We start from the raw sequence: 21,250 nt of genomic DNA, 5'->3' as shown, positions 1-21,250 counted from the left end.
TCTAATTACTCGATAATTTTAGCGACAACACCGGCGCCTACTGTACGGCCACCTTCCCGAATTGCGAAACGTAAACCTTCATCCATCGCAATAGGAGCATGTAGGTTAATTACTAATTGTACGTTATCGCCTGGCATTACCATTTCTACACCAGATGGCAAGTCACAAGTACCTGTTACGTCTGTTGTTCTGAAATAGAATTGTGGTCTGTAACCATTGAAGAATGGAGTATGACGTCCGCCTTCTTCTTTTGATAATACGTACACTTCTGCTTCAAATTTAGTGTGTGGCTTAATTGTGCCTGGCTTCGCTAATACTTGTCCACGCTCAACTTCATCACGCTTAGTTCCACGTAATAACACACCAACGTTGTCTCCAGCACGACCTTCATCCAACAACTTACGGAACATTTCAACTCCAGTACATGTTGTTTTGGTTGTATCGCGGATACCAACGATTTCAATCTCTTCACCAACTTTAACAATTCCGCTCTCAACACGGCCAGTTACTACTGTACCACGTCCAGAAATCGAGAATACGTCTTCGATTGGTAACAAGAATGCTTTATCAATGTTACGAACTGGCTCAGGAATATAAGAATCCATTGTATCAACCAGTTTTTCAATTGCTTTAACACCAATATCACTCTCATCGCCTTCCAGTGCTTTCAGCGCTGAACCAACAACGATAGGAATATCATCGCCAGGGAAGTCGTAGCTGCTTAACAGGTCACGCACTTCCATTTCAACTAATTCTAACAGCTCAGGATCATCAACCATGTCTGCTTTGTTCATGAACACAACAATGTAAGGTACACCAACTTGGCGTGACAATAGAATGTGTTCTCTAGTTTGTGGCATTGGGCCATCAGCTGCGGATACTACTAAGATCGCTCCGTCCATTTGTGCCGCACCAGTGATCATGTTCTTAACATAGTCAGCATGTCCTGGGCAGTCTACGTGCGCATAGTGTCTTGTAGCTGATTCATATTCTACGTGAGCTGTAGAAATTGTAATTCCACGCTCTCTTTCTTCTGGCGCAGCATCAATTTGGTCGTATGCTTTAGCTGTACCGCCAAATTTTTTCGCCATAATTGTCGTAATAGCTGCAGTCAAAGTTGTTTTACCATGGTCTACGTGACCGATTGTTCCCACATTAACGTGTGGCTTCTTACGTTCAAATTTTTCCTTCGCCATTTCAATAACCTCGTTAACTTTTATTGTTTCTTGATAATTGCTTCAGCAATGTTATTTGGAGCCTCAGCATACTTAGAAAATTCCATAGTATATGTTGCTCTTCCTTGGGTAGCAGAACGTAAATCGGTCGAATAACCAAACATCTCTGCAAGTGGTACTTCAGCTCTAACAATTTTACCCGCTGGTGAGTCTTCCATACCCTGAACTAAACCACGGCGTCTGTTAAGGTCACCCATAACATCTCCCATGTAATCTTCAGGAGTAACTACTTCAACACTCATTATTGGTTCGAGTAAAACAGGCTTAGCTTTTAATGCACCTTGTTTGAAACCCATAGAGCCAGCAATTTTGAACGCCATTTCACTAGAGTCTACCTCGTGGAATGAGCCATCAAACAGTGTCACTTTAACATCCACGACGGGATAGCCAGCAATAACACCGTTTTGCATTTGCTCTTGAATTCCTTTATCAACTGCTGGAATGTATTCTTTTGGAATAACACCACCAACAATTTCATTGATAAATTCGTAACCCTTACCAGGCTCTTGAGGCTCAATTTTAATCCATACATGTCCGAATTGACCACGGCCACCAGATTGACGTACGAATTTACCTTCTTGCTCAACAGCTTGTTTTATCGTTTCACGATAAGCTACTTGGGGTTTACCAACATTTGCTTCCACATTAAACTCACGCTTCATGCGGTCAACAATAATTTCAAGATGTAACTCACCCATACCTTCAATGATCGTTTGACCTGACTCTTCGTCAGTATGAACTCTGAAGGAAGGATCTTCTTGAGCTAATTTACCAAGCGCAACACCCATTTTTTCTTGGTCTGCTTTAGTTCTTGGCTCAACAGCTACTGCAATTACAGGATCAGGGAAATCCATACGCTCCAGAATAACAATATGATCTGGATCACATAAAGTATCACCTGTAGTCACTGTTTTTAAACCAACCGCAGCGGCAATATCACCAGCTCTTACTTCTTTAATCTCTTCACGAGCATTAGCATGCATTTGCACTATTCGACCAATACGCTCTCTTTTTTCTTTAACAGAGTTGAACAGCGTATCGCCACTTTTAAGCGTACCAGAATAAGCACGGATAAATGTTAATGTGCCAACAAAAGGGTCAGTCGCAATTTTAAATGCTAAAGCTGAAAAAGGTGCATCATATTTAGTTGCACGTGTAGTTGGCTCACCATATTCATCAGTACCTTGAACATCTGGAACATCTACTGGTGAAGGCAAGTATTCAATTACTCCGTCCAATACCGCTTGAACGCCTTTATTTTTAAAGGCTGAACCGCAGAAAACAGGAACAATTTTATTGCTCACAGTTAAATGGCGTAAAGCCTCTTTAAGCTCAGTTTCAGAAATTTCTGCGCCTTCAAGATACTTTTCCATTAACTCTTCGCTTGCATCTGCTGCAGCTTCAACGATTAATGCACGATACTCTTCGCATTGAGCTTGCATGTTTGCAGGAATGTCTACGTAGTTAAAGGTCATGCCTTTAGTCTCATCATCCCACTCAATTGCTTTCATTTTAATTAAGTCAATAACCCCTTTAAAGTCTTCTTCAGCGCCTATTGGCAATTGAAGAACCACAGGGTTAGAACCTAATCTTTGGCGAATTTGGTCAACAACGCGCAAAAAGTTTGCGCCCATTCTATCCATTTTATTAACGAATACGATACGAGGAACACCATACTTATTCGCTTGACGCCATACAGTTTCAGATTGAGGTTCAACTCCAGATACTGAATCAAATACTACAACAGCACCATCAAGAACACGCAAGGAACGTTCAACTTCAATCATGAAATCAACGTGTCCTGGAGTATCAATGATATTAATGCGATGTGGTTGAAATTGTTTATCCATTCCAGACCAAAAGCATGTAACAGCAGCTGAAGTAATGGTAATGCCGCGCTCCTGCTCCTGAACCATCCAGTCAGTTGTTGCAGCACCGTCATGTACTTCACCAATCTTATGAGACATACCGGTATAGTACAGAACACGCTCTGTTGTTGTGGTTTTACCCGCATCAACGTGTGCTGCAATACCTATATTTCTATATAGTTGTAATGGAGTAGACACGGATTACCTCTCTCTTAGTTCCATCTAAAATGCGCAAACGCCTGGTTAGCTTTTGCCATCTTATGAGTATCTTCACGTTTCTTAACTGCTGAGCCTTTGCTTTCAAAAGCATCTAACAGTTCCCCTGCCAAACGTAACATCATACCCTTTTCACCGCGCGTACGTGCAGCTTGAACGATCCAGCGCATTCCTAAAGCTATGCTACGATCGTGTCTTACTTCAACTGGAACTTGGTAAGTAGCACCACCAACACGGCGTGAACGAACTTCAACACTTGGGCGAACGTTGTTTAAGGCATCTTCAAAGTAGCGAAGAACAGGGCTAGAACCAGTAGCAGTTGTTGAGCCTGATTCACCTTCTTCATCTGACTTTTTCATTTTCTTGATGCGCTCTTCCATAACAGAAAGTGCACCATAAATAATTTTCTCAGCAGTCGATTTTTTACCGCTAACCATTAATACGTTAATGAATTTTGCTAACAGTTCACTGTGATGTTTAGGATCTGGCAAAATTTCTCTTTTGGGGACTTCTCTTCTTCTAGGCATTTCGATTTCCTACAATCAGTTATTTTTTATCTTTAGGTTTTTTGGTACCGTACTTAGAACGACCTTGCTTACGATCGTTAACACCTGACGTATCTAAACTACCTCTTACTGTGTGATAACGCACACCCGGTAAGTCTTTAACACGACCACCTCGGATTAGCACAACAGAGTGCTCCTGGAGGTTGTGGCCTTCACCACCAATGTATGATGAAACTTCAAATCCATTAGTTAAACGTACACGAGCAACCTTACGCATCGCTGAGTTAGGTTTTTTAGGTGTAGTAGTATAAACGCGTGTACACACACCGCGTCGCTGTGGACATGACTCTAGTGCAGGTACGTTACTTTTCTTCTTTACGTCCACACGAGGCTTTCTTACTAACTGATTAATAGTAGCCATTTGTACTTCACTCCGATATTCTCTTGTGATTATTTCGAATGCATAAGGAGGCCGGATTCTATATAGATACGACAGATTTGTCAAGTTTTAATCTGCCGTATCTTAGATCCGAACTAGTGTTCTTGATTATCAGCGTTTAATGCTTCGCTTAACGCATGTTCAACATCACTCGCAGTAACAGTGTGCATTACATGCTCACCAGCTGCAGCCTTAGCTCTTTTTGCCTTCCGGCCTTGATGGTAAGCATAACCTGTTCCTGCAGGAATCAAGCGACCAACCATCACGTTTTCTTTCAATCCACGTAAATCATCAATTTTACCACTTACTGCTGCTTCCGTCAGAACTCGAGTTGTTTCTTGGAATGATGCAGCAGAAATAAATGATTCCGTAGCCAAAGATGCCTTAGTAATACCCAATAGAATTGGTGTACCGCGGGCAGGCTGTTTTCCTTCAGCAATAAGCCTATCATTTTCTTGCAGCATAGCGCTTTCTTCGATCTGCTCACCAGCCAGGAATTTAGAATCACCAGCAAAAGTAATAACTCGCTTACGTAGCATTTGTCTAACAATTACTTCGATGTGCTTATCATTAATTTTCACACCCTGTAAACGATATACATCTTGCACTTCGTTCACAATATAATTTGCCAATGCGCCCACACCTAATAGACGTAATATGTCATGTGGATTGAGTGCACCTTCAGCGATGATTTCACCGCGCTCTACATGCTCCCCTTCAAACACAGATATATGACGCCATTTTGGTATCAATTCTTCATGACATTGATCTTCGGAAACATTGATTATTAATCGACGTTTACCTTTAGTTTCCTTACCAAAGTTCACCAATCCAGATACTTCCGCCATAACCGCAGAATCTTTTGGTTTACGCGCTTCAAACAAGTCAGCTACCCGTGGAAGACCCCCGGTAATATCGCGTGTTTTAGAGCGTTCTTGAGGAATACGTGCAATGACATCCCCGATACCTACTAGACCGCCATCTTCAAAGTTAACGATCGCATCTACAGGTAAATAGTATTGTGCAGGAACGTTAGTACCAGCCAGATAAATATCGTCACCATCAGCAGTTACTAATTTAACCATAGGACGTAAATCACGGCCCGCTGCACTACGTTGCTTCGCATCGATAATTACAATGTTACTCAAACCAGTCAATTCATCGGTTTGTCTGTTCATAGTAATACCGTCGATTAAGTCAACGAACTTCAGGTAACCACTCACTTCAGAAATAACTGGGTGAGTATGAGGATCCCAGGTTGCAATTACCTGACCTGCATCTACAGGAGAGTTATCTTGCACGGAAATCACCGCACCATAAGGTAGCTTATAACGCTCACGCTCACGACCAAATTCATCTACGATGGTCACTTCACCTGAACGCGATACCGCAACCAGGTTTTTATTTTCATGAGTTACCGTCTTAATGTTATGTAAGCGAATAACCCCTTTAGTCTTAATTTGAATGTTGTTCGCAGCGGTTGCTCTTGATGCAGCCCCCCCGATGTGGAAGGTACGCATGGTCAACTGAGTTCCAGGTTCACCGATTGACTGGGCGGCAATAATACCAACTGCTTCCCCGGTGTTAACCAAGTGTCCTCGAGCCAGATCACGCCCATAACATTTAGCACAGAGTCCAAATCGAGTTTGGCAGGTGATTGGTGAACGAACCATTACTTGGTCGACACTCTGCTTCTCTAACTGCTCAACCCAATCTTCATCCAATAAAGTACCTGCAGTAACTACAGGTTCAGTTTGGTTAGGAATATAAACATCTGCAGCAACAACACGACCTAATACACGCTCATGCAGTGGCTCAACAATATCACCGCCCTCAATGAGAGGTTGCATTAGAATACCTGTTTCGACACCACAATCATCCTCGGTAATAACAACGTCTTGGGCAACGTCAACTAAGCGACGAGTCAGATAACCAGAGTTCGCTGTTTTTAATGCGGTATCCGCCAAACCTTTACGCGCACCGTGAGTTGAAATGAAGTACTGGAATACGTTCAGACCTTCACGGAAGTTCGCGGTAATTGGGGTTTCAATGATCGAACCGTCTGGAGCCGCCATCAGACCACGCATACCTGCTAGCTGTCTTATCTGTGCTGCCGAACCCCTTGCTCCTGAATCCGCCATCATAAAGATTGGGTTAAATGATTCTTGGCGAGTCTGATTACCTCTAGCATCAGTGACTTCTTCGGTAGCAATTTTGGCCATCATCGACTTAGCGACTAATTCATTAGTACGTGACCAAATATCGATTACTTTATTGTAACGCTCACCGTTAGTTACCAAACCTGAACGGAATTGTGATTCGATTTCACGAACTTCGTTATCAGCATGCTCAATAATACTGGCTTTATCGTCTGGAATCTCCATATCTTCGATACCAATCGATACGCCAGAACGAGTTGCATATTTGAAACCTGTATACATCAGCTTATCGGCGAAAATTACCGTTTCTTTTAAGCCAAAAGTACGGTAGCAACCGTCAATTACCTTAGAAATTACTTTCTTAGTCATAGTACGGTTAATTGTCGCAAAAGGCATACCCTTAGGTAGTACTTCGGCAAGAATCGCGCGCCCAACGGTAGTTTCGACTAAATGATACCCTTCTTCGCCATTTTCTTTAGCCATACGAATCTTAATTTTCGCATGGATATCTAAATGATTTGATTCATAGAAGTTTTGTGCTTCTTGGGCACTAACAAATATTTTACCTTCACCTAAGGCGTTAACTTTTTCACGAGTTAAATAGTACAAACCTAATACTACGTCCTGGCTAGGAACAATAATTGGCTCACCGCTTGCAGGCGATAAAATATTATTCGTAGACATCATTAGCGAACGAGCTTCTAACTGTGCTTCTAAAGTTAGTGGTACGTGAACCGCCATTTGGTCCCCGTCGAAGTCCGCGTTATATGCAGTACAAACTAACGGATGTAACTGAATCGCCTTACCTTCAATTAGTACAGGTTCGAAGGCCTGAATACCTAATCTATGCAGTGTTGGTGCACGGTTTAATAGGATTGGATGTTCGCGAATAACGTCATCTAAAATATCCCATACCACAGACTCTTCACGCTCTACCATTTTCTTGGCAGCTTTAATTGTTGTCGCTAACCCTCTAAATTCTAATTTACTAAAAATAAACGGTTTGAACAATTCAAGAGCCATTTTTTTCGGTAAACCGCACTGATGTAATTTTAGTGTAGGACCTACCACGATTACCGAACGACCAGAGTAGTCAACACGCTTACCAAGAAGGTTTTGACGGAAGCGACCTTGCTTTCCTTTAATCATATCCGCTAATGATTTAAGTGGACGCTTGTTGGTACCTGTAATGGCTCTACCGCGACGGCCGTTATCTAATAAGGCATCAACAGATTCTTGTAACATACGCTTTTCGTTACGTACGATAATATCTGGAGCATTCAAGTCAAGTAAACGCTTCAAACGATTATTACGGTTAATCACGCGACGATATAAGTCATTAAGATCTGATGTAGCAAAACGACCACCATCTAGAGGTACTAATGGTCTTAAATCGGGTGGAAGAACTGGCAATACATCCATAATCATCCACTCAGGTTTATTTCCTGATTCATAAAACGCTTCTAATAGTTTCAAGCGTTTAGTAATCTTCTTAATCTTTGTTTCAGAGCTCGTAGTTGGTAACTCTTCACGTAGATTTTTGATTTCATCTTCTAGGCTAACTTGACGTAATAGATCACGGATTGCTTCTGCACCCATACGTGCATCAAATTCATCACCGTACTGCTCCATTGCATCAAGATAAGCCTCATCATTAAGCAATTGGCCGCGCTCAAGCTCAGTCATACCTGGCTCAACAACAACAAATGCTTCGAAGTAAAGAACGCGCTCAATGTCTCTTAAAGTCATATCCAGTAGTAAACCAATTCTGGATGGTAATGATTTTAAGAACCAAATATGCGCAACTGGGCTCGCCAGTTCGATATGTCCCATACGCTCACGACGTACTTTAGCTAATGCGAGTTCAACACCGCATTTTTCGCAAATAACACCACGGTGTTTTAAGCGCTTATATTTACCGCATAAACATTCATAATCTTTTACCGGGCCAAACGTTTTAGCACAGAATAAACCATCACGCTCAGGCTTAAAGGTACGGTAATTAATCGTTTCTGGTTTTTTTACCTCACCATAAGACCAAGAGCGAATTAATTCCGGAGAGGCCAACGCAATTTTAATTGCGTCGAACTCTTCACTTTGCCCTTGTTGCTTGAGAATTCCAAGCAAGTCGCTCATCACTGGAGCTTTTCTCATCGGTTCATTCATTGGATCGTCGTTTAGAGTACTCAAGTCTATGTCTCCAAAAATTGGTTAATCAGTATGTATCGCTGATACAGTTAATCGTGATCTAATTCAATATCAATTCCCAATGCACGAATTTCTTTTAACAATACGTTAAACGATTCAGGCATTCCTGGGTCCATACGATGATCACCATCGACAATATTCTTATAGATCTTCGTTCTACCACCAACGTCATCTGATTTTACAGTCAACATTTCTTGTAATGTATATGCAGCACCATATGCTTCCAGTGCCCATACTTCCATCTCCCCGAAACGCTGTCCTCCAAACTGTGCTTTACCGCCCAGTGGTTGTTGCGTTACTAAGCTATAGGAACCAGTTGAACGAGCGTGCATCTTATCATCAACTAAATGGTTAAGTTTTAACATGTACATATAACCAACGGTAACTGGATTATCAAATTTATTTCCGGTTCTACCATCAATCAATGTTGTTTTACCATCAGGAGATAAGCCTGCCAGTAATAACATGCTCTTGATTTCTTCTTCAGAAGCTCCATCGAATACTGGCGTTGCCATTGGTACTCCAGCACGTAGGTTATCCGCTAAACGGAATAATTCTTCTTCATTTAAGCAATCAAGATTAACTCGTTGTACGCCATCATGGTTGTATATTTTGCCCAGGAACGACTTAATTTCAGCTGCTGACTGCTTCGTATCTAACAATTCGGCTATCTTATGTCCTAGACCCTTAGCAGCTAAACCAAGATGCGTCTCTAATACCTGACCAATATTCATACGTGAAGGTACCCCAAGTGGGTTCAGTACGATATCAACAGCAGTTCCATCTTCCATATGCGGCATGTCCTCAACAGGTACGACAATAGAGATAACCCCCTTGTTACCATGTCGACCTGCCATTTTATCACCAGGCTGGATTCGACGCTTAACAGCTAGATAGACTTTAACAATTTTTAATACGCCAGGCGCTAAGTCATCACCTTGAATGATTTTCTTACGGCTGTCGTTAAAACGTTTTTCCATTTCTTTAGACAACATTTCAAGTTGTTTTGAAAGTTGTTCTAACTGTTGACTTATCGCATCATTGTCTAAACGAATATCAAACCATTTTTGACGTTCAACTTTATCCAAGTACTCTTGGGTAACAGTTGACCCTGGTTTCAAATTAGCTGGGCCGCCGGTTGCTACTTTATCAAGAATCAGATTAGCTACACGATGATAGATATCTTCTTCACGAATTCTGCGCTCATCAACTAAGTCTTTACGAACACGGGCTAGATGCTCTTCTTCAATGCTCTTTGCACGAGCATCTTTATCGAGTCCATCACGCGTAAATACTTGTACATCAATTACTGTACCATTCATACCAGAAGGAACGCGCAACGATGAATCTTTAACGTCAGAAGCCTTTTCACCGAATATTGCACGTAATAATTTCTCTTCAGGAGTAAGTTGAGTTTCCCCTTTAGGAGTTACTTTACCTACAAGAATGTCGCCTGCTTTTACCTCAGCACCGATGTATACAACACCAGCTTCGTCCAGATTTGATAATGCAGATTCTCCAACGTTTGGAATATCAGCGGTAATTTCTTCTGTACCTAACTTGGTATCACGAGCAATACACGTTAATTCTTCGATATGAATTGTAGTAAAACGATCTTCTTGGACAATGCGCTCAGAGATAAGAATCGAGTCCTCGAAGTTATATCCATTCCAAGGCATAAATGCTACAAGCAAGTTTTGACCTAATGCTAACTCACCCATATCGGTACAAGGACCATCCGCGAGAATATCACCACGTTGGATGCGATCCCCGGTATTTACAATTGGTCTTTGGTTAATACAGGTATCTTGGTTTGAACGGAAATATTTAGTTAAGTTGTAAATATCTACCCCAGTTTCACCAGCAGTAGTTTCATCATCATTAACACGAACTACAATACGTGAAGCATCAACTAGATCGATTATTCCACCACGTTTTGCAACAACAGAAACCCCAGAATCTGAAGCAACGATACGCTCCATTCCCGTTCCAACTAAAGGCTTCTCAGAGCGCAATGTCGGTACTGCCTGACGTTGCATGTTTGATCCCATTAATGCGCGGTTCGCATCGTCATGCTCTAAGAATGGAATTAACGAAGCTGCTACAGAAACGATCTGCTTTGGAGAGATGTCCATGTAATTAATTTTATCAGGTGTCGTTAATGAAAATTCATTCTGATGACGGCAAGGAACCAAATCCGCAAGAATGTTACCATTCTCATCTAAAGCAACACTTGATTGTGCAATATATTGATCTACTTCCTCGATCGCAGATAAATATTCAATGTCATCGGTTACACGACCATCAATTACTTTACGGCAAGGCGTTTCAATGAAACCGTAATCATTAGTTCTTGCATAAACAGATAAAGAGTTAATCAATCCAATGTTTGGACCTTCAGGCGTTTCAATTGGACATACGCGGCCATAGTGAGTGGTGTGTACGTCACGAACCTCGAAGCCTGCGCGCTCGCGTGTTAAACCACCTGGGCCTAACGCAGATACACGACGCTTATGAGTAACCCCTGACAATGGGTTTACCTGATCCATGAACTGAGACAACTGGCTGGAACCGAAGAATTCTTTGATTGCAGCAGATACAGGCTTCGCGTTAATTAAATCTTGTGGCATTAAGTTTTCAGATTCAACTAAACTTAAACGCTCTTTAACTGCACGCTCAACACGAACTAAACCAACACGGAATTGGTTTTCAGTCATTTCACCAACGCTTCGCACACGACGGTTACCAAGATGATCAATATCATCAACCATTCCGATACCATTGCGAATATCAATAAGCGTCTTAATTACTGCCATGATGTCTTCTTTGGTCAAAGTACCTGGACCATCATCATTTTTTCTACCAACACGTCTGTTGAACTTCATACGGCCAACAGCAGATAGATCATAACGCTCATCAACAAAGAATAAGTTTTTGAATAATGCTTCGGCTGCTTCTTTAGTTGGTGGCTCACCAGGACGCATCATACGGTAGATTTCTACCAATGCTTCTAATTGACTTGAAGTGGGGTCAATTTTAATTGTATCAGAAATGTATGATCCATGATCCAAATCATTGGTATAAATCATATCAAATTGATGAATGCCATGAGATGCCATTTTATCGAGCAACTCGTCAGTAACTTCGTCGTTTGCTTGAGCAACAACTTCGCCTGTTAGCGTGTCTATTATATTTTTAGCTAATGTTTTACCAACCAAATAATCTCTAGGCACTACGAGATCTTGCATTTGGCTTTTTTCCATTTGCTTAATGTGACGTGCTGTAATTCTTCTGCCTTGCTCAACGATTAACTCGCCAGTTTCTGGTACAAGAATATCAAATGAAGCTATCTCACCTCGTAAACGTTGTGGTATCAACTCAATATGATACTCACCATTTTTAAGGTGACAGCTGGTCATTTCAAAGAATTCGCTAAGAATATCTTCTGTTTCGTATCCTAAAGCTCTCAATAAAATGCTAACGGGTAGCTTACGTCGTCTATCAATTCGGACATAAACGCAATCTTTAGGATCAAATTCAAAATCTAGCCAAGATCCACGATAAGGAATAATGCGTGCTGAATAAAGCAATTTACCTGATGAATGAGTTTTACCTTTATCATGCTCAAATATAACACCAGGTGAACGATGTAACTGTGAAACCACAACACGCTCGGTTCCATTCACAACGAATGTACCTACATCGGTCATTAAGGGAATTTCTCCCATAAATACATCTTGTTCTCTAATATCTTTAATTGGCTTAGGCTCTTCGCTTGCGTCTTTATCAAGAACAACAAGTCTTATCTTAACCCGTAATGGTGCAGAATAGGTTAAACCACGTAACTTGCACTCGCGAACATCGAATGCTGGCTCGCCCAGCTTATAACCAACATATTCAAGTCGTGCATTACCAGAAAAACTTTCGATAGGGAATACAGAAGAAAATGCAGCATGTAATCCTGTATTAAAGTGTTGACTTAATTTGCTATCGGCCTGAAGAAAATCTCTATAGGATTTAAGTTGAATTTCAAGCAGATTTGGTATCGCCATTTTATCGGCTTGGGTACCAAAGCTCTTGCGAAATCGTTTTTTCTCAGCATGCGAATATTGAGGTTTAGCTTCTGCAACGGCCATGGTGGTTCCTCTGTAAATTATTGATGACTTTCAAACACGTAAACCCAGCCATGAAAACATGGCTGGGTTCAATCTCATTGATACAACTATATTATTTAACTTCTACTGTAGCACCAGCTTCTTCAAGCGCTTTCTTGAGGTTAGCAGCTTCGTCTTTAGATACAGCTTCTTTAATTGTTGAAGGAGCACCTTCTACTAAATCTTTAGCTTCTTTCAAGCCTAGACCAGTAATTTCACGAACCGCTTTAATTACGTTAACTTTGTTTGCGCCAAAGCTAGTCATAATTACGTTGAACTCAGTTTGCTCTTCAGCAGCAGAAGCAGCAGCAGCTGGAGCAGCAACTGCAACAGCAGCAGCGGCAGCAGAAACATTGAATTTCTCTTCCATTGCTTCGATTAGTTCAACAACTTCCATAACAGACATGTTTGCTATGGTATTTAAAATTTCGTCTTTAGACACAGCCATTACTAGCTCCTGATTTAAAAAAAATTAATTAATGATTAAGGGATTAACCTGCTTTTTTGTCTTTTACTGCTGCTATAGTTCTCACTAACTTAGCGTGAGGCTCAGCAAGAGTTCTAACAAATTTCTCAACTGGCGCTTTCATTACATACATCAACTTAGCAATTGCTTCGTCCTTAGTCGGTAAGCTTGCAACTGCGTCAATTTGACTTGCTGCGTATACTTTTCCGCCTACTGATAATGCTTTGACTTCAAGTTTATCGAATGTCTTAGCAAACTCTTTAAGCAGACGTGCTGCATCACTGGGTGCTTCCAGAGATAAAGCAACGAATAACGGGCCAACAAGCATATCACTCAAGCATTCAAACTCAGTGTCTTTAAATGCTCTGCGAGTTAAGGTATTTCTTACAACTCGAAGATAGACACCAGCTTTACGCGCTTCAGTGCGTAATTGCGTCATTTGATTAACAGTTAAACCACGATAATCAGCAACAACTGCCGAAATAGCTTTAGAAGCGACTTCAGCCACCTCTTCAACTACTGCTTTCTTTGCAGCTAAATTTAATGTCACGTTACTGACCTCCTAATGTAAACAAATCTCAAGGATTTGCCAGTTATGGTGGCCGCCTCTTTTAAATGGAGCCGGTTCACCGTCTGCGCAGGAAATTAAGCCAAGGCACCTGCGGTCTTCGACGGCATGAGAACCAAATCTATGCCGTGAATTCTTAAAAATGGGTGGATATATTACACAGGTAAAGATGAAATATCAATAGCTAATCCAGGGCCCATAGTTGTAGATAAAGAAATTTTCTTCAGGTATTGACCTTTAGATGAAGATGGTTTCGCTTTTTTCAAGTCGCTAATTAAAGCAACAATGTTTTCCAGCACATCTTCTGCTGCGAAATCAACTTTCCCAACTGAACAATGGATAATACCATTTTTATCAGTTCTATAACGTACCTGACCTGATTTAGCATCTTTAACTGCTGCTTCTACGTTTGTAGTTACAGTACCAACTTTAGGGTTAGGCATCAAACCTCTTGGACCAAGAACTTGACCTAATTGACCTACGATTCTCATTGCATCTGGTGTTGCAATAACAACATCGAAGTCCATTTTACCCGCTTTAATTTGATCAGCTAAATCTTCGAAGCCAACAATATCAGCACCTGCGTCTTTTGCTTTAGTTGCGTTATCGCCTTGAGCAAATACAGCAACACGAACTACTTTACCAGTACCTTTTGGCAGGTTAGTAGATGAGCGAACAACTTGGTCAGATTTACGAGGATCAACTCCTAAGTTAACACTGATATCTAAGCTTTCACGAAATTTTGCTGATGCAAATTCTTTTAATACAGCAACAGCTTCGCTAACAGTATACAAATGATTTGGCTTAACTACTGTTGCAATTTTCTTTTGTTTCTTAGTTACTTTTGCCATGGTGACCCCTTATTCTAAACCTTCAACTTCAATACCCATGCTACGCGCTGTACCTGCAATACTTCTAACTGCAGCTGCTAGATCTGCAGCAGTTAAATCAGGAGCCTTAAGCTTCGCGATTTCTTCAAGTTTACTGACGTGAAGTTTAGCCACTTTCTTAGTGTTAGGTGTACCACTTCCACTTTGAATACCAGCAGCTTTTTTCAAGAGAACAGAAGCTGGAGGAGTCTTAGTGATAAAGGTAAAGCTGCGATCACTATAAACTGTAATAACAACAGGAATAGGTAAACCTTGTTCCAATTGTTGTGTTGCAGCGTTAAATGCTTTACAGAATTCCATAATATTCACACCACGTTGACCTAATGCAGGTCCAACTGGTGGGCTTGGGTTTGCCTTTCCGGCTGGAATTTGTAACTTAATATATGCTTCTACTTTTTTTGCCATATTTACTCCTTACGGGTCAAACACTAGTTTCGTGACAAATTAACTTCGTCCAAAATTTCTAGCTCCCCTGTTTTACAAAAAAAGCCTGACCAGCACCATACCGTAGATTTAGCATCTACAGTATGAATACTGGTCTAGGCACTTAACAAACTAGGTCTTTTCAACTTGACTAAATTCAAGCTCGACAGGCGTAGAACGTCCAAAAATAAGAACTGCTACTCTTAGTCTGTTTTTCTCATAGTTAACTTCTTCAACAACGCCGTTGAAGTCAACGAATGGTCCTTCTTTGACCCGAATAACTTCACCAGGTTCAAAGAGAATTTTCGGTTTAGGTTTAGTAACCCCATCTTCGACACGTTGCATAATTGCACGTGCCTCTTTATCTGTAATTGGTGTAGGCGTTTGACTGGTTCCACCGATAAAGCCTAATACACGTGGAATCGCACGAATCATATGCCATGTCTGATCATCCATAACCATGTTTACTAAAACATAGCCTGGGAAGAACTTACGTGTACTTTTGCGTTTTTGTCCCGAACGCATTTCAACAACTTCTTCAGAAGGAACAACAACTTCACCGATTTTATCTTGCAAATTGTGGTGTACTGCACGAGATAAGATTTCGCGCATAACAAAATTCTCATAACCTGAGTAGGCATGTACTACATACCATTGCTTTGACTTCTGCTCTTCCACCGAATTCACCCTAAATGTGTTATTTTAGCAATTGCCCACATCATTATTGAATCTACTCCCCAAAGAATAAATCCAGTTAATGTAACCATGACAATAACAATGGTTGTTGTCTGTATTGTCTCTTGACGTGTAGGCCAAACAACTTTTAACAATTCAATTTTAGATTCTTGAGCAAATTGATAAACCTGTTTGCCTGTGGTTGTTAGGTAAGCAAAAAACATAGACAGTAAGAACCATCCCAGCCATATCATTGACTGAACAGGTCCAGAAAAAGTGTAATAGTAGGTGCAAAAGAATGCGCCAGCAGTTAATAGAACTACCGCTAGCCAAGATAAAATATCTTTTGTCTTATTTGGATTTTCGTTTGAACTTTTCATATTCACTTGTAGTTGGCAGGCCAGGAGGGAATCGAACCCCCAACCTGCGGTTTTGGAGACCGCCACTCTGCCAATTGAGCTACTGGCCTAAATTTACTTGGCATGCGTCAATCTTAACGCATGCCAATATTTTACCTTACTCGATAATTTTCGCAACAACACCAGCGCCTACTGTACGGCCGCCTTCGCGAATTGCGAAACGTAAACCTTCATCCATCGCAATAGGAGCATGTAGGTTAATTACTAATTGTACGTTATCGCCTGGCATTACCATTTCTACACCAGATGGCAAGTCACAAGTACCTGTTACGTCTGTTGTTCTGAAATAGAATTGTGGTCTGTAACCATTGAAGAATGGAGTATGACGTCCGCCTTCTTCTTTTGATAATACGTACACTTCTGCTTCAAATTTAGTGTGTGGCTTAATTGTGCCTGGCTTCGCTAATACTTGTCCACGCTCAACTTCATCACGCTTAGTTCCACGTAATAACACACCAACGTTGTCTCCAGCACGACCTTCATCCAACAACTTACGGAACATTTCAACTCCAGTACATGTTGTTTTGGTTGTATCGCGGATACCAACGATTTCAATCTCTTCACCAACTTTAACAATTCCGCTCTCAACACGGCCAGTTACTACTGTACCACGTCCAGAAATCGAGAATACGTCTTCGATTGGTAACAAGAATGCTTTATCAATGTTACGAACTGGCTCAGGAATATAAGAATCCATTGTATCAACCAGTTTTTCAATTGCTTTAACACCAATATCACTCTCATCGCCTTCCAGTGCTTTCAGCGCTGAACCAACAACGATAGGAATATCATCGCCAGGGAAGTCGTAGCTGCTTAACAGGTCACGCACTTCCATTTCAACTAATTCTAACAGCTCAGGATCATCAACCATGTCTGCTTTGTTCATGAACACAACAATGTAAGGTACACCAACTTGGCGTGACAATAGAATGTGTTCTCTAGTTTGTGGCATTGGGCCATCAGCTGCGGATACTACTAAGATCGCTCCGTCCATTTGTGCCGCACCAGTGATCATGTTCTTAACATAGTCAGCATGTCCTGGGCAGTCTACGTGCGCATAGTGTCTTGTAGCTGATTCATATTCTACGTGAGCTGTAGAAATTGTAATTCCACGCTCTCTTTCTTCTGGCGCAGCATCGATTTGGTCGTAAGCTTTAGCTGTACCACCGAATTTCTTCGCCATAATTGTCGTAATAGCTGCAGTCAAAGTTGTTTTACCATGGTCTACGTGACCAATAGTACCCACGTTAACGTGTGGCTTCTTACGCTCAAATTTTTCCTTCGCCATTGGAAAGTCTCCCCATATGCTAAATTAATATTTCATGGTGCCCACAACTGGACTCGAACCAACGACCTCTTCCTTACCAAGGAAGTGCTCTACCGCCTGAGCTATGTGGGCTTATATATATGCTTAGATCATTATATAAGCAAACATCTTCACTGTAATTGGAGCGGGTGATGGGAATCGAACCCACGCTATCAGCTTGGAAGGCTGAAGTTCTACCATTGAACTACACCCGCTATTTTTCTTCTTAATACTGGTGGAGGGGGAAGGATTCGAACCTTCGAAGGCAGAGCCGTCAGATTTACAGTCTGATCCCTTTGACCGCTCGGGAACCCCTCCAAAAAGAACGCTATTGTCTTTTAAGATGCTATGATTGTCAACACTTTGTTTGACGGCCAACTTAATTTAGATGGTGCCGGCACCAGGAATCGAACCCGGGACCTACTGATTACAAGTCAGTTGCTCTACCAACTGAGCTACGCCGGCATGTATCGCTCACTTACACTTTGTAAGTACTTTCGTGACAATTATTGTTATGTCACTTTAATAAAACCCTGGCGATGACCTACTTTCACATGAGGAGACCTCACACTATCATTGGCGCATGTCTGTTTCACTTCTGAGTTCGAGATGGATTCAGGTGGTTCCAAACCGCTATGGTCGCCAGGAAAACTCGTTTATGCTTCATTGCCGCTATTATACCGCAATGTCGCATCAGGTAAATAAAGAGTAGCGCTTTTTTTTCGCTTTTTTTCGTAACACGTTCTATCTCGCATTGCTTCATCAACCCAAAGCAACTCAGATTATATGGTCAAGACAATCAGCCAATTAGTACAAGTTAGCTTCACACATTACTGCGCTTCCACACCTTGCCTATCAACGTCGTAGTCTTCAACGGGCTTCATGGGAAAACTCATCTTGAGGGAGGCTTCCCGCTTAGATGCTTTCAGCGGTTATCCCGTCCGAACTTAGCTACCCGGCGATGCAACTGGCGTCACAACCGGTACACCAGAGGTTCGTCCACTCCGGTCCTCTCGTACTAGGAGCAGCTCCTCTCAATTTTCCTACGCCCACGGCAGATAGGGACCGAACTGTCTCACGACGTTCTAAACCCAGCTCGCGTACCACTTTAAATGGCGAACAGCCATACCCTTGGGACCTGCTTCAGCCCCAGGATGTGATGAGCCGACATCGAGGTGCCAAACACCGCCGTCGATATGAACTCTTGGGCGGTATCAGCCTGTTATCCCCGGAGTACCTTTTATCCGTTGAGCGATGGCCCTTCCATTCAGAACCACCGGATCACTAAGACCAACTTTCGTTCCTGCTCGAGCCGTCGCTCTCGCAGTCAAGCACCCTTATGCCTTTACACTCTTGGTACGATGTCCGACCGTACCGAGGGTACCTTTGTGCTCCTCCGTTACTCTTTGGGAGGAGACCGCCCCAGTCAAACTACCCATCATACACTGTCCTCATCCCAGATAATGGGACCAAGTTAGAACCTCAATAATAACAGGGTGGTATTTCAAGGTCGGCTCCATGACAACTAGCGTCATCACTTCATAGCCTCCCACCTATCCTACACAGTCATCATCAAAGTCCAGTGCAAAACTATAGTAAAGGTTCACGGGGTCTTTCCGTCTAGCCGCGGGTACACTGCATCTTCACAGCGATTTCAATTTCACTGAGTCTCGGGTGGAGACAGTGTGGCCATCGTTACGCCATTCGTGCAGGTCGGAACTTACCCGACAAGGAATTTCGCTACCTTAGGACCGTTATAGTTACGGCCGCCGTTTACCGGGGCTTCGATCAAGAGCTTCTCCGAAGATAACCCCATCAATTAACCTTCCGGCACCGGGCAGGCGTCACACCCTATACGTCTTCTTACGAATTTGCAGAGTGCTGTGTTTTTAATAAACAGTCGCAGCCACCTGGTCTCTGCGGCCCTCACCAGCTTTGTTACGTAAAGCAACTCACCAGCAAGGGCGTACCTTCTCCCGAAGTTACGGTACCATTTTGCCTAGTTCCTTCACCCGAGTTCTCTCAAGCGCCTTAGTATTCTCTACCTGTCCACCTGTGTCGGTTTGCGGTACGGTTCTCTGTAAGTTATGGCTAGCAGCTTTTCCTGGGAGCCGGGCATCAATGACTTCGCTGTACACCGAAGTGTCAGCACCACTTCACACCTCAGGGTTAACAGTAAACCGGATTTGCCAAGTCTACCCCCCTACATGCACGTACCAGGACAACCAACGCCTGGCTCATTTAGCCTTCTCCGTCCCCACATCACCACTTACAAAAAGTCTAGGAATATTAACCTAGTTCCCATCGACTACGCTCTTCAGCCTCGCCTTAGGGGCCGACTCACCCTGCTCCGATTAACGTCGTGCAGGAAACCTGGGACTTCCGGCGTGAGGGCTTTTCACCCTCATTATCGTTACTCATGTCAGCATTCGCACTTCTGATACCTCCAGCAGACTTCTCAATCCACCTTCTTCAGCCTACAGAACGCTCCCCTACCACGTGCACTTAGTGCACATCCGCAGCTTCGGTGACTAGTTTTAGCCCCGTTACATCTTCCGCGCAGGCCGACTCGACCAGTGAGCTATTACGCTTTCTTTAAAGGGTGGCTGCTTCTAAGCCAACCTCCTGGCTGTCTATGCCTTCCCACATCGTTTCCCACTTAACTAGTACTTGGGGACCTTAGCTGGCGGTCTGGGTTGTTTCCCTCTTCACGACGGACGTTAGCACCCGCCGTGTGTCTCCCGTGATTCAATTAGCCGGTATTCGGAGTTTGCATCGGTTTGGTAAGCCATGACAGCCCCCTAGCCGAAACAGTGCTCTACCCCCAACAATCATTCACGAGGCGCTACCTAAATAGCTTTCGGGGAGAACCAGCTATCTCCGGGCTTGATTAGCCTTTCACTCCTAGCCACACGTCATCCGATAATTTTTCAACATTACCCGGTTCGGACCTCCAGTTGGTGTTACCCAACCTTCATCCTGCACATGGCTAGATCGCCCGGTTTCGGGTCTACTCACAGCGACTCGCGCCCTATTCAGACTCGATTTCTCTACGGCTTCCTTATTCAGTTAACCTCGCCACTGAAAGTAACTCGCTGACCCATTATACAAAAGGTACGCAGTCACACAGCCTAAGCCATGCTCCCACTGCTTGTACGCAAACGGTTTCAGGTTCTATTTCACTCCCCTCTCCGGGGTTCTTTTCGCCTTTCCCTCACGGTACTGGTTCACTATCGGTCAGTAAGTAGTATTTAGCCTTGGATGATGGTCCACCCATATTCAACCAGGATTACACGTGTCCCGGCCTACTTGTTCGCGTGCTTAGTTCTTAATACAATCCACCTATACGGGGCTTTCACCCTCTATGGCCAACCTTCCCAAGTTGTTCTAGTTCACTGTACTATAAATCACACCAGGCTCCTCCCCGTTCGCTCGCCGCTACTTGGAGAATCTCTTTTGATTTCTTTTCCTTCGGGTACTTAGATGTTTCAGTTCCCCGAGTTCGCCTCGTTAACCTATGTATTCAGCTAACGATGACTGTACTCACGTACAGCCGGGTTCCCCCATTCGGACATCTTCGATTAATCGCTCGTTTCCAGCTCATCGAAGCTTTTCGCAGGATTCCACGTCCTTCATCGCCTCTTACTGCCAAGGCATCCACCGTTTGCGCTTCTCTTCTTGACCATATAATCTCAGTTACCTCAGATCATATGTTTTT

13 protein-coding genes, 5 tRNA genes and 2 rRNA genes are annotated in these 21,250 nt (G+C 42.7%); all 20 read right to left on the bottom strand.

The genetic code is table 11. The features are described from left to right. Positions 1–5: 5 nt before the first annotated feature. Entirely contained in the window at positions 6–1,196 is a 1,191-nt protein-coding gene (gene tuf / locus BN3124_RS01005; protein WP_058532993.1) for an elongation factor Tu, read from the bottom strand. Between the two features lie 20 nt (positions 1,197–1,216). Continuing rightward, complete coding sequence (gene fusA, locus BN3124_RS01000) at positions 1,217–3,301, bottom strand: elongation factor G (RefSeq protein ID WP_058533000.1); 2,085 nt, start codon at positions 3,299–3,301, stop codon at positions 1,217–1,219. 14 nt (positions 3,302–3,315) lie between these two features. Then, entirely contained in the window at positions 3,316–3,846 is a 531-nt protein-coding gene (gene rpsG, locus BN3124_RS00995) for a 30S ribosomal protein S7 (protein WP_058532999.1), read from the bottom strand. Positions 3,847–3,865: 19 nt separating this feature from the next. Then, positions 3,866–4,246: a 30S ribosomal protein S12 gene (gene rpsL / locus BN3124_RS00990; protein WP_010654837.1), complete on the bottom strand. Its 381-nt coding sequence runs from the start codon at positions 4,244–4,246 to the stop codon at positions 3,866–3,868. 113 nt (positions 4,247–4,359) lie between these two features. Then, positions 4,360–8,559, bottom strand: a complete 4,200-nt coding sequence (rpoC, locus tag BN3124_RS00985) for a DNA-directed RNA polymerase subunit beta' (RefSeq protein ID WP_058533259.1) — start codon at positions 8,557–8,559, stop codon at positions 4,360–4,362. A gap of 101 nt (positions 8,560–8,660) precedes the next feature. Beyond that, the gene (gene rpoB, locus BN3124_RS00980; RefSeq protein ID WP_058532998.1) at positions 8,661–12,767 is read right to left on the bottom strand and encodes a DNA-directed RNA polymerase subunit beta; all 4,107 of its coding nucleotides are present in this window, start codon (positions 12,765–12,767) and stop codon (positions 8,661–8,663) included. 91 nt (positions 12,768–12,858) lie between these two features. Then, on the bottom strand, positions 12,859–13,233 hold the full coding sequence (gene rplL, locus BN3124_RS00975; protein WP_058532997.1) for a 50S ribosomal protein L7/L12: 375 nt from the start codon (positions 13,231–13,233) through the stop codon (positions 12,859–12,861). A 43-nt stretch (positions 13,234–13,276) separates the two neighbouring features. Next, the gene (gene rplJ / locus BN3124_RS00970) at positions 13,277–13,801 is read right to left on the bottom strand and encodes a 50S ribosomal protein L10 (RefSeq protein ID WP_058532996.1); all 525 of its coding nucleotides are present in this window, start codon (positions 13,799–13,801) and stop codon (positions 13,277–13,279) included. A gap of 173 nt (positions 13,802–13,974) precedes the next feature. Beyond that, on the bottom strand, positions 13,975–14,670 hold the full coding sequence (gene rplA / locus BN3124_RS00965) for a 50S ribosomal protein L1 (protein WP_058532995.1): 696 nt from the start codon (positions 14,668–14,670) through the stop codon (positions 13,975–13,977). Positions 14,671–14,679: 9 nt separating this feature from the next. Beyond that, positions 14,680–15,114 (bottom strand): 50S ribosomal protein L11, encoded by a 435-nt coding sequence (gene rplK, locus BN3124_RS00960; RefSeq protein ID WP_058532994.1) that lies wholly within the window; start codon positions 15,112–15,114, stop codon positions 14,680–14,682. Between the two features lie 150 nt (positions 15,115–15,264). Further along, positions 15,265–15,810, bottom strand: a complete 546-nt coding sequence (gene nusG, locus BN3124_RS00955) for a transcription termination/antitermination protein NusG (protein WP_078061440.1) — start codon at positions 15,808–15,810, stop codon at positions 15,265–15,267. A gap of 5 nt (positions 15,811–15,815) precedes the next feature. After that, positions 15,816–16,187, bottom strand: coding sequence for a preprotein translocase subunit SecE (secE, locus tag BN3124_RS00950; protein ID WP_058533257.1), 372 nt, complete (start codon positions 16,185–16,187; stop codon positions 15,816–15,818). A gap of 13 nt (positions 16,188–16,200) precedes the next feature. Continuing rightward, positions 16,201–16,276, bottom strand: a tRNA-Trp gene (locus BN3124_RS00945). 47 nt (positions 16,277–16,323) lie between these two features. Further along, positions 16,324–17,514 carry an elongation factor Tu gene (gene tuf, locus BN3124_RS00940; protein ID WP_058532993.1) on the bottom strand — a complete coding sequence of 397 codons (1,191 nt, stop codon included), beginning with the start codon at positions 17,512–17,514 and terminating at the stop codon, positions 16,324–16,326. Between the two features lie 35 nt (positions 17,515–17,549). Further along, positions 17,550–17,625: transfer RNA gene (locus BN3124_RS00935), tRNA-Thr, on the bottom strand. A 48-nt stretch (positions 17,626–17,673) separates the two neighbouring features. Continuing rightward, a tRNA-Gly gene (locus tag BN3124_RS00930) sits at positions 17,674–17,747 on the bottom strand. Between the two features lie 18 nt (positions 17,748–17,765). Then, positions 17,766–17,850, bottom strand: a tRNA-Tyr gene (locus BN3124_RS00925). A 71-nt stretch (positions 17,851–17,921) separates the two neighbouring features. Then, positions 17,922–17,997: transfer RNA gene (locus tag BN3124_RS00920), tRNA-Thr, on the bottom strand. A gap of 66 nt (positions 17,998–18,063) precedes the next feature. Then, positions 18,064–18,179: ribosomal RNA gene (rrf, locus tag BN3124_RS00915) — 5S ribosomal RNA — on the bottom strand. Between the two features lie 139 nt (positions 18,180–18,318). Then, positions 18,319–21,216, bottom strand: a 23S ribosomal RNA gene (locus BN3124_RS00910). Between the last annotated feature and the right edge of the window lie 34 nt (positions 21,217–21,250).

This window comes from Legionella saoudiensis, from assembly GCF_001465875.1.
GTDB classification, from domain to species: domain Bacteria; phylum Pseudomonadota; class Gammaproteobacteria; order Legionellales; family Legionellaceae; genus Legionella; species Legionella saoudiensis.
The sequence above is the reverse complement of the archived record's forward strand: the minus strand, read 5'-3'. Positions and strand labels throughout refer to the sequence as shown.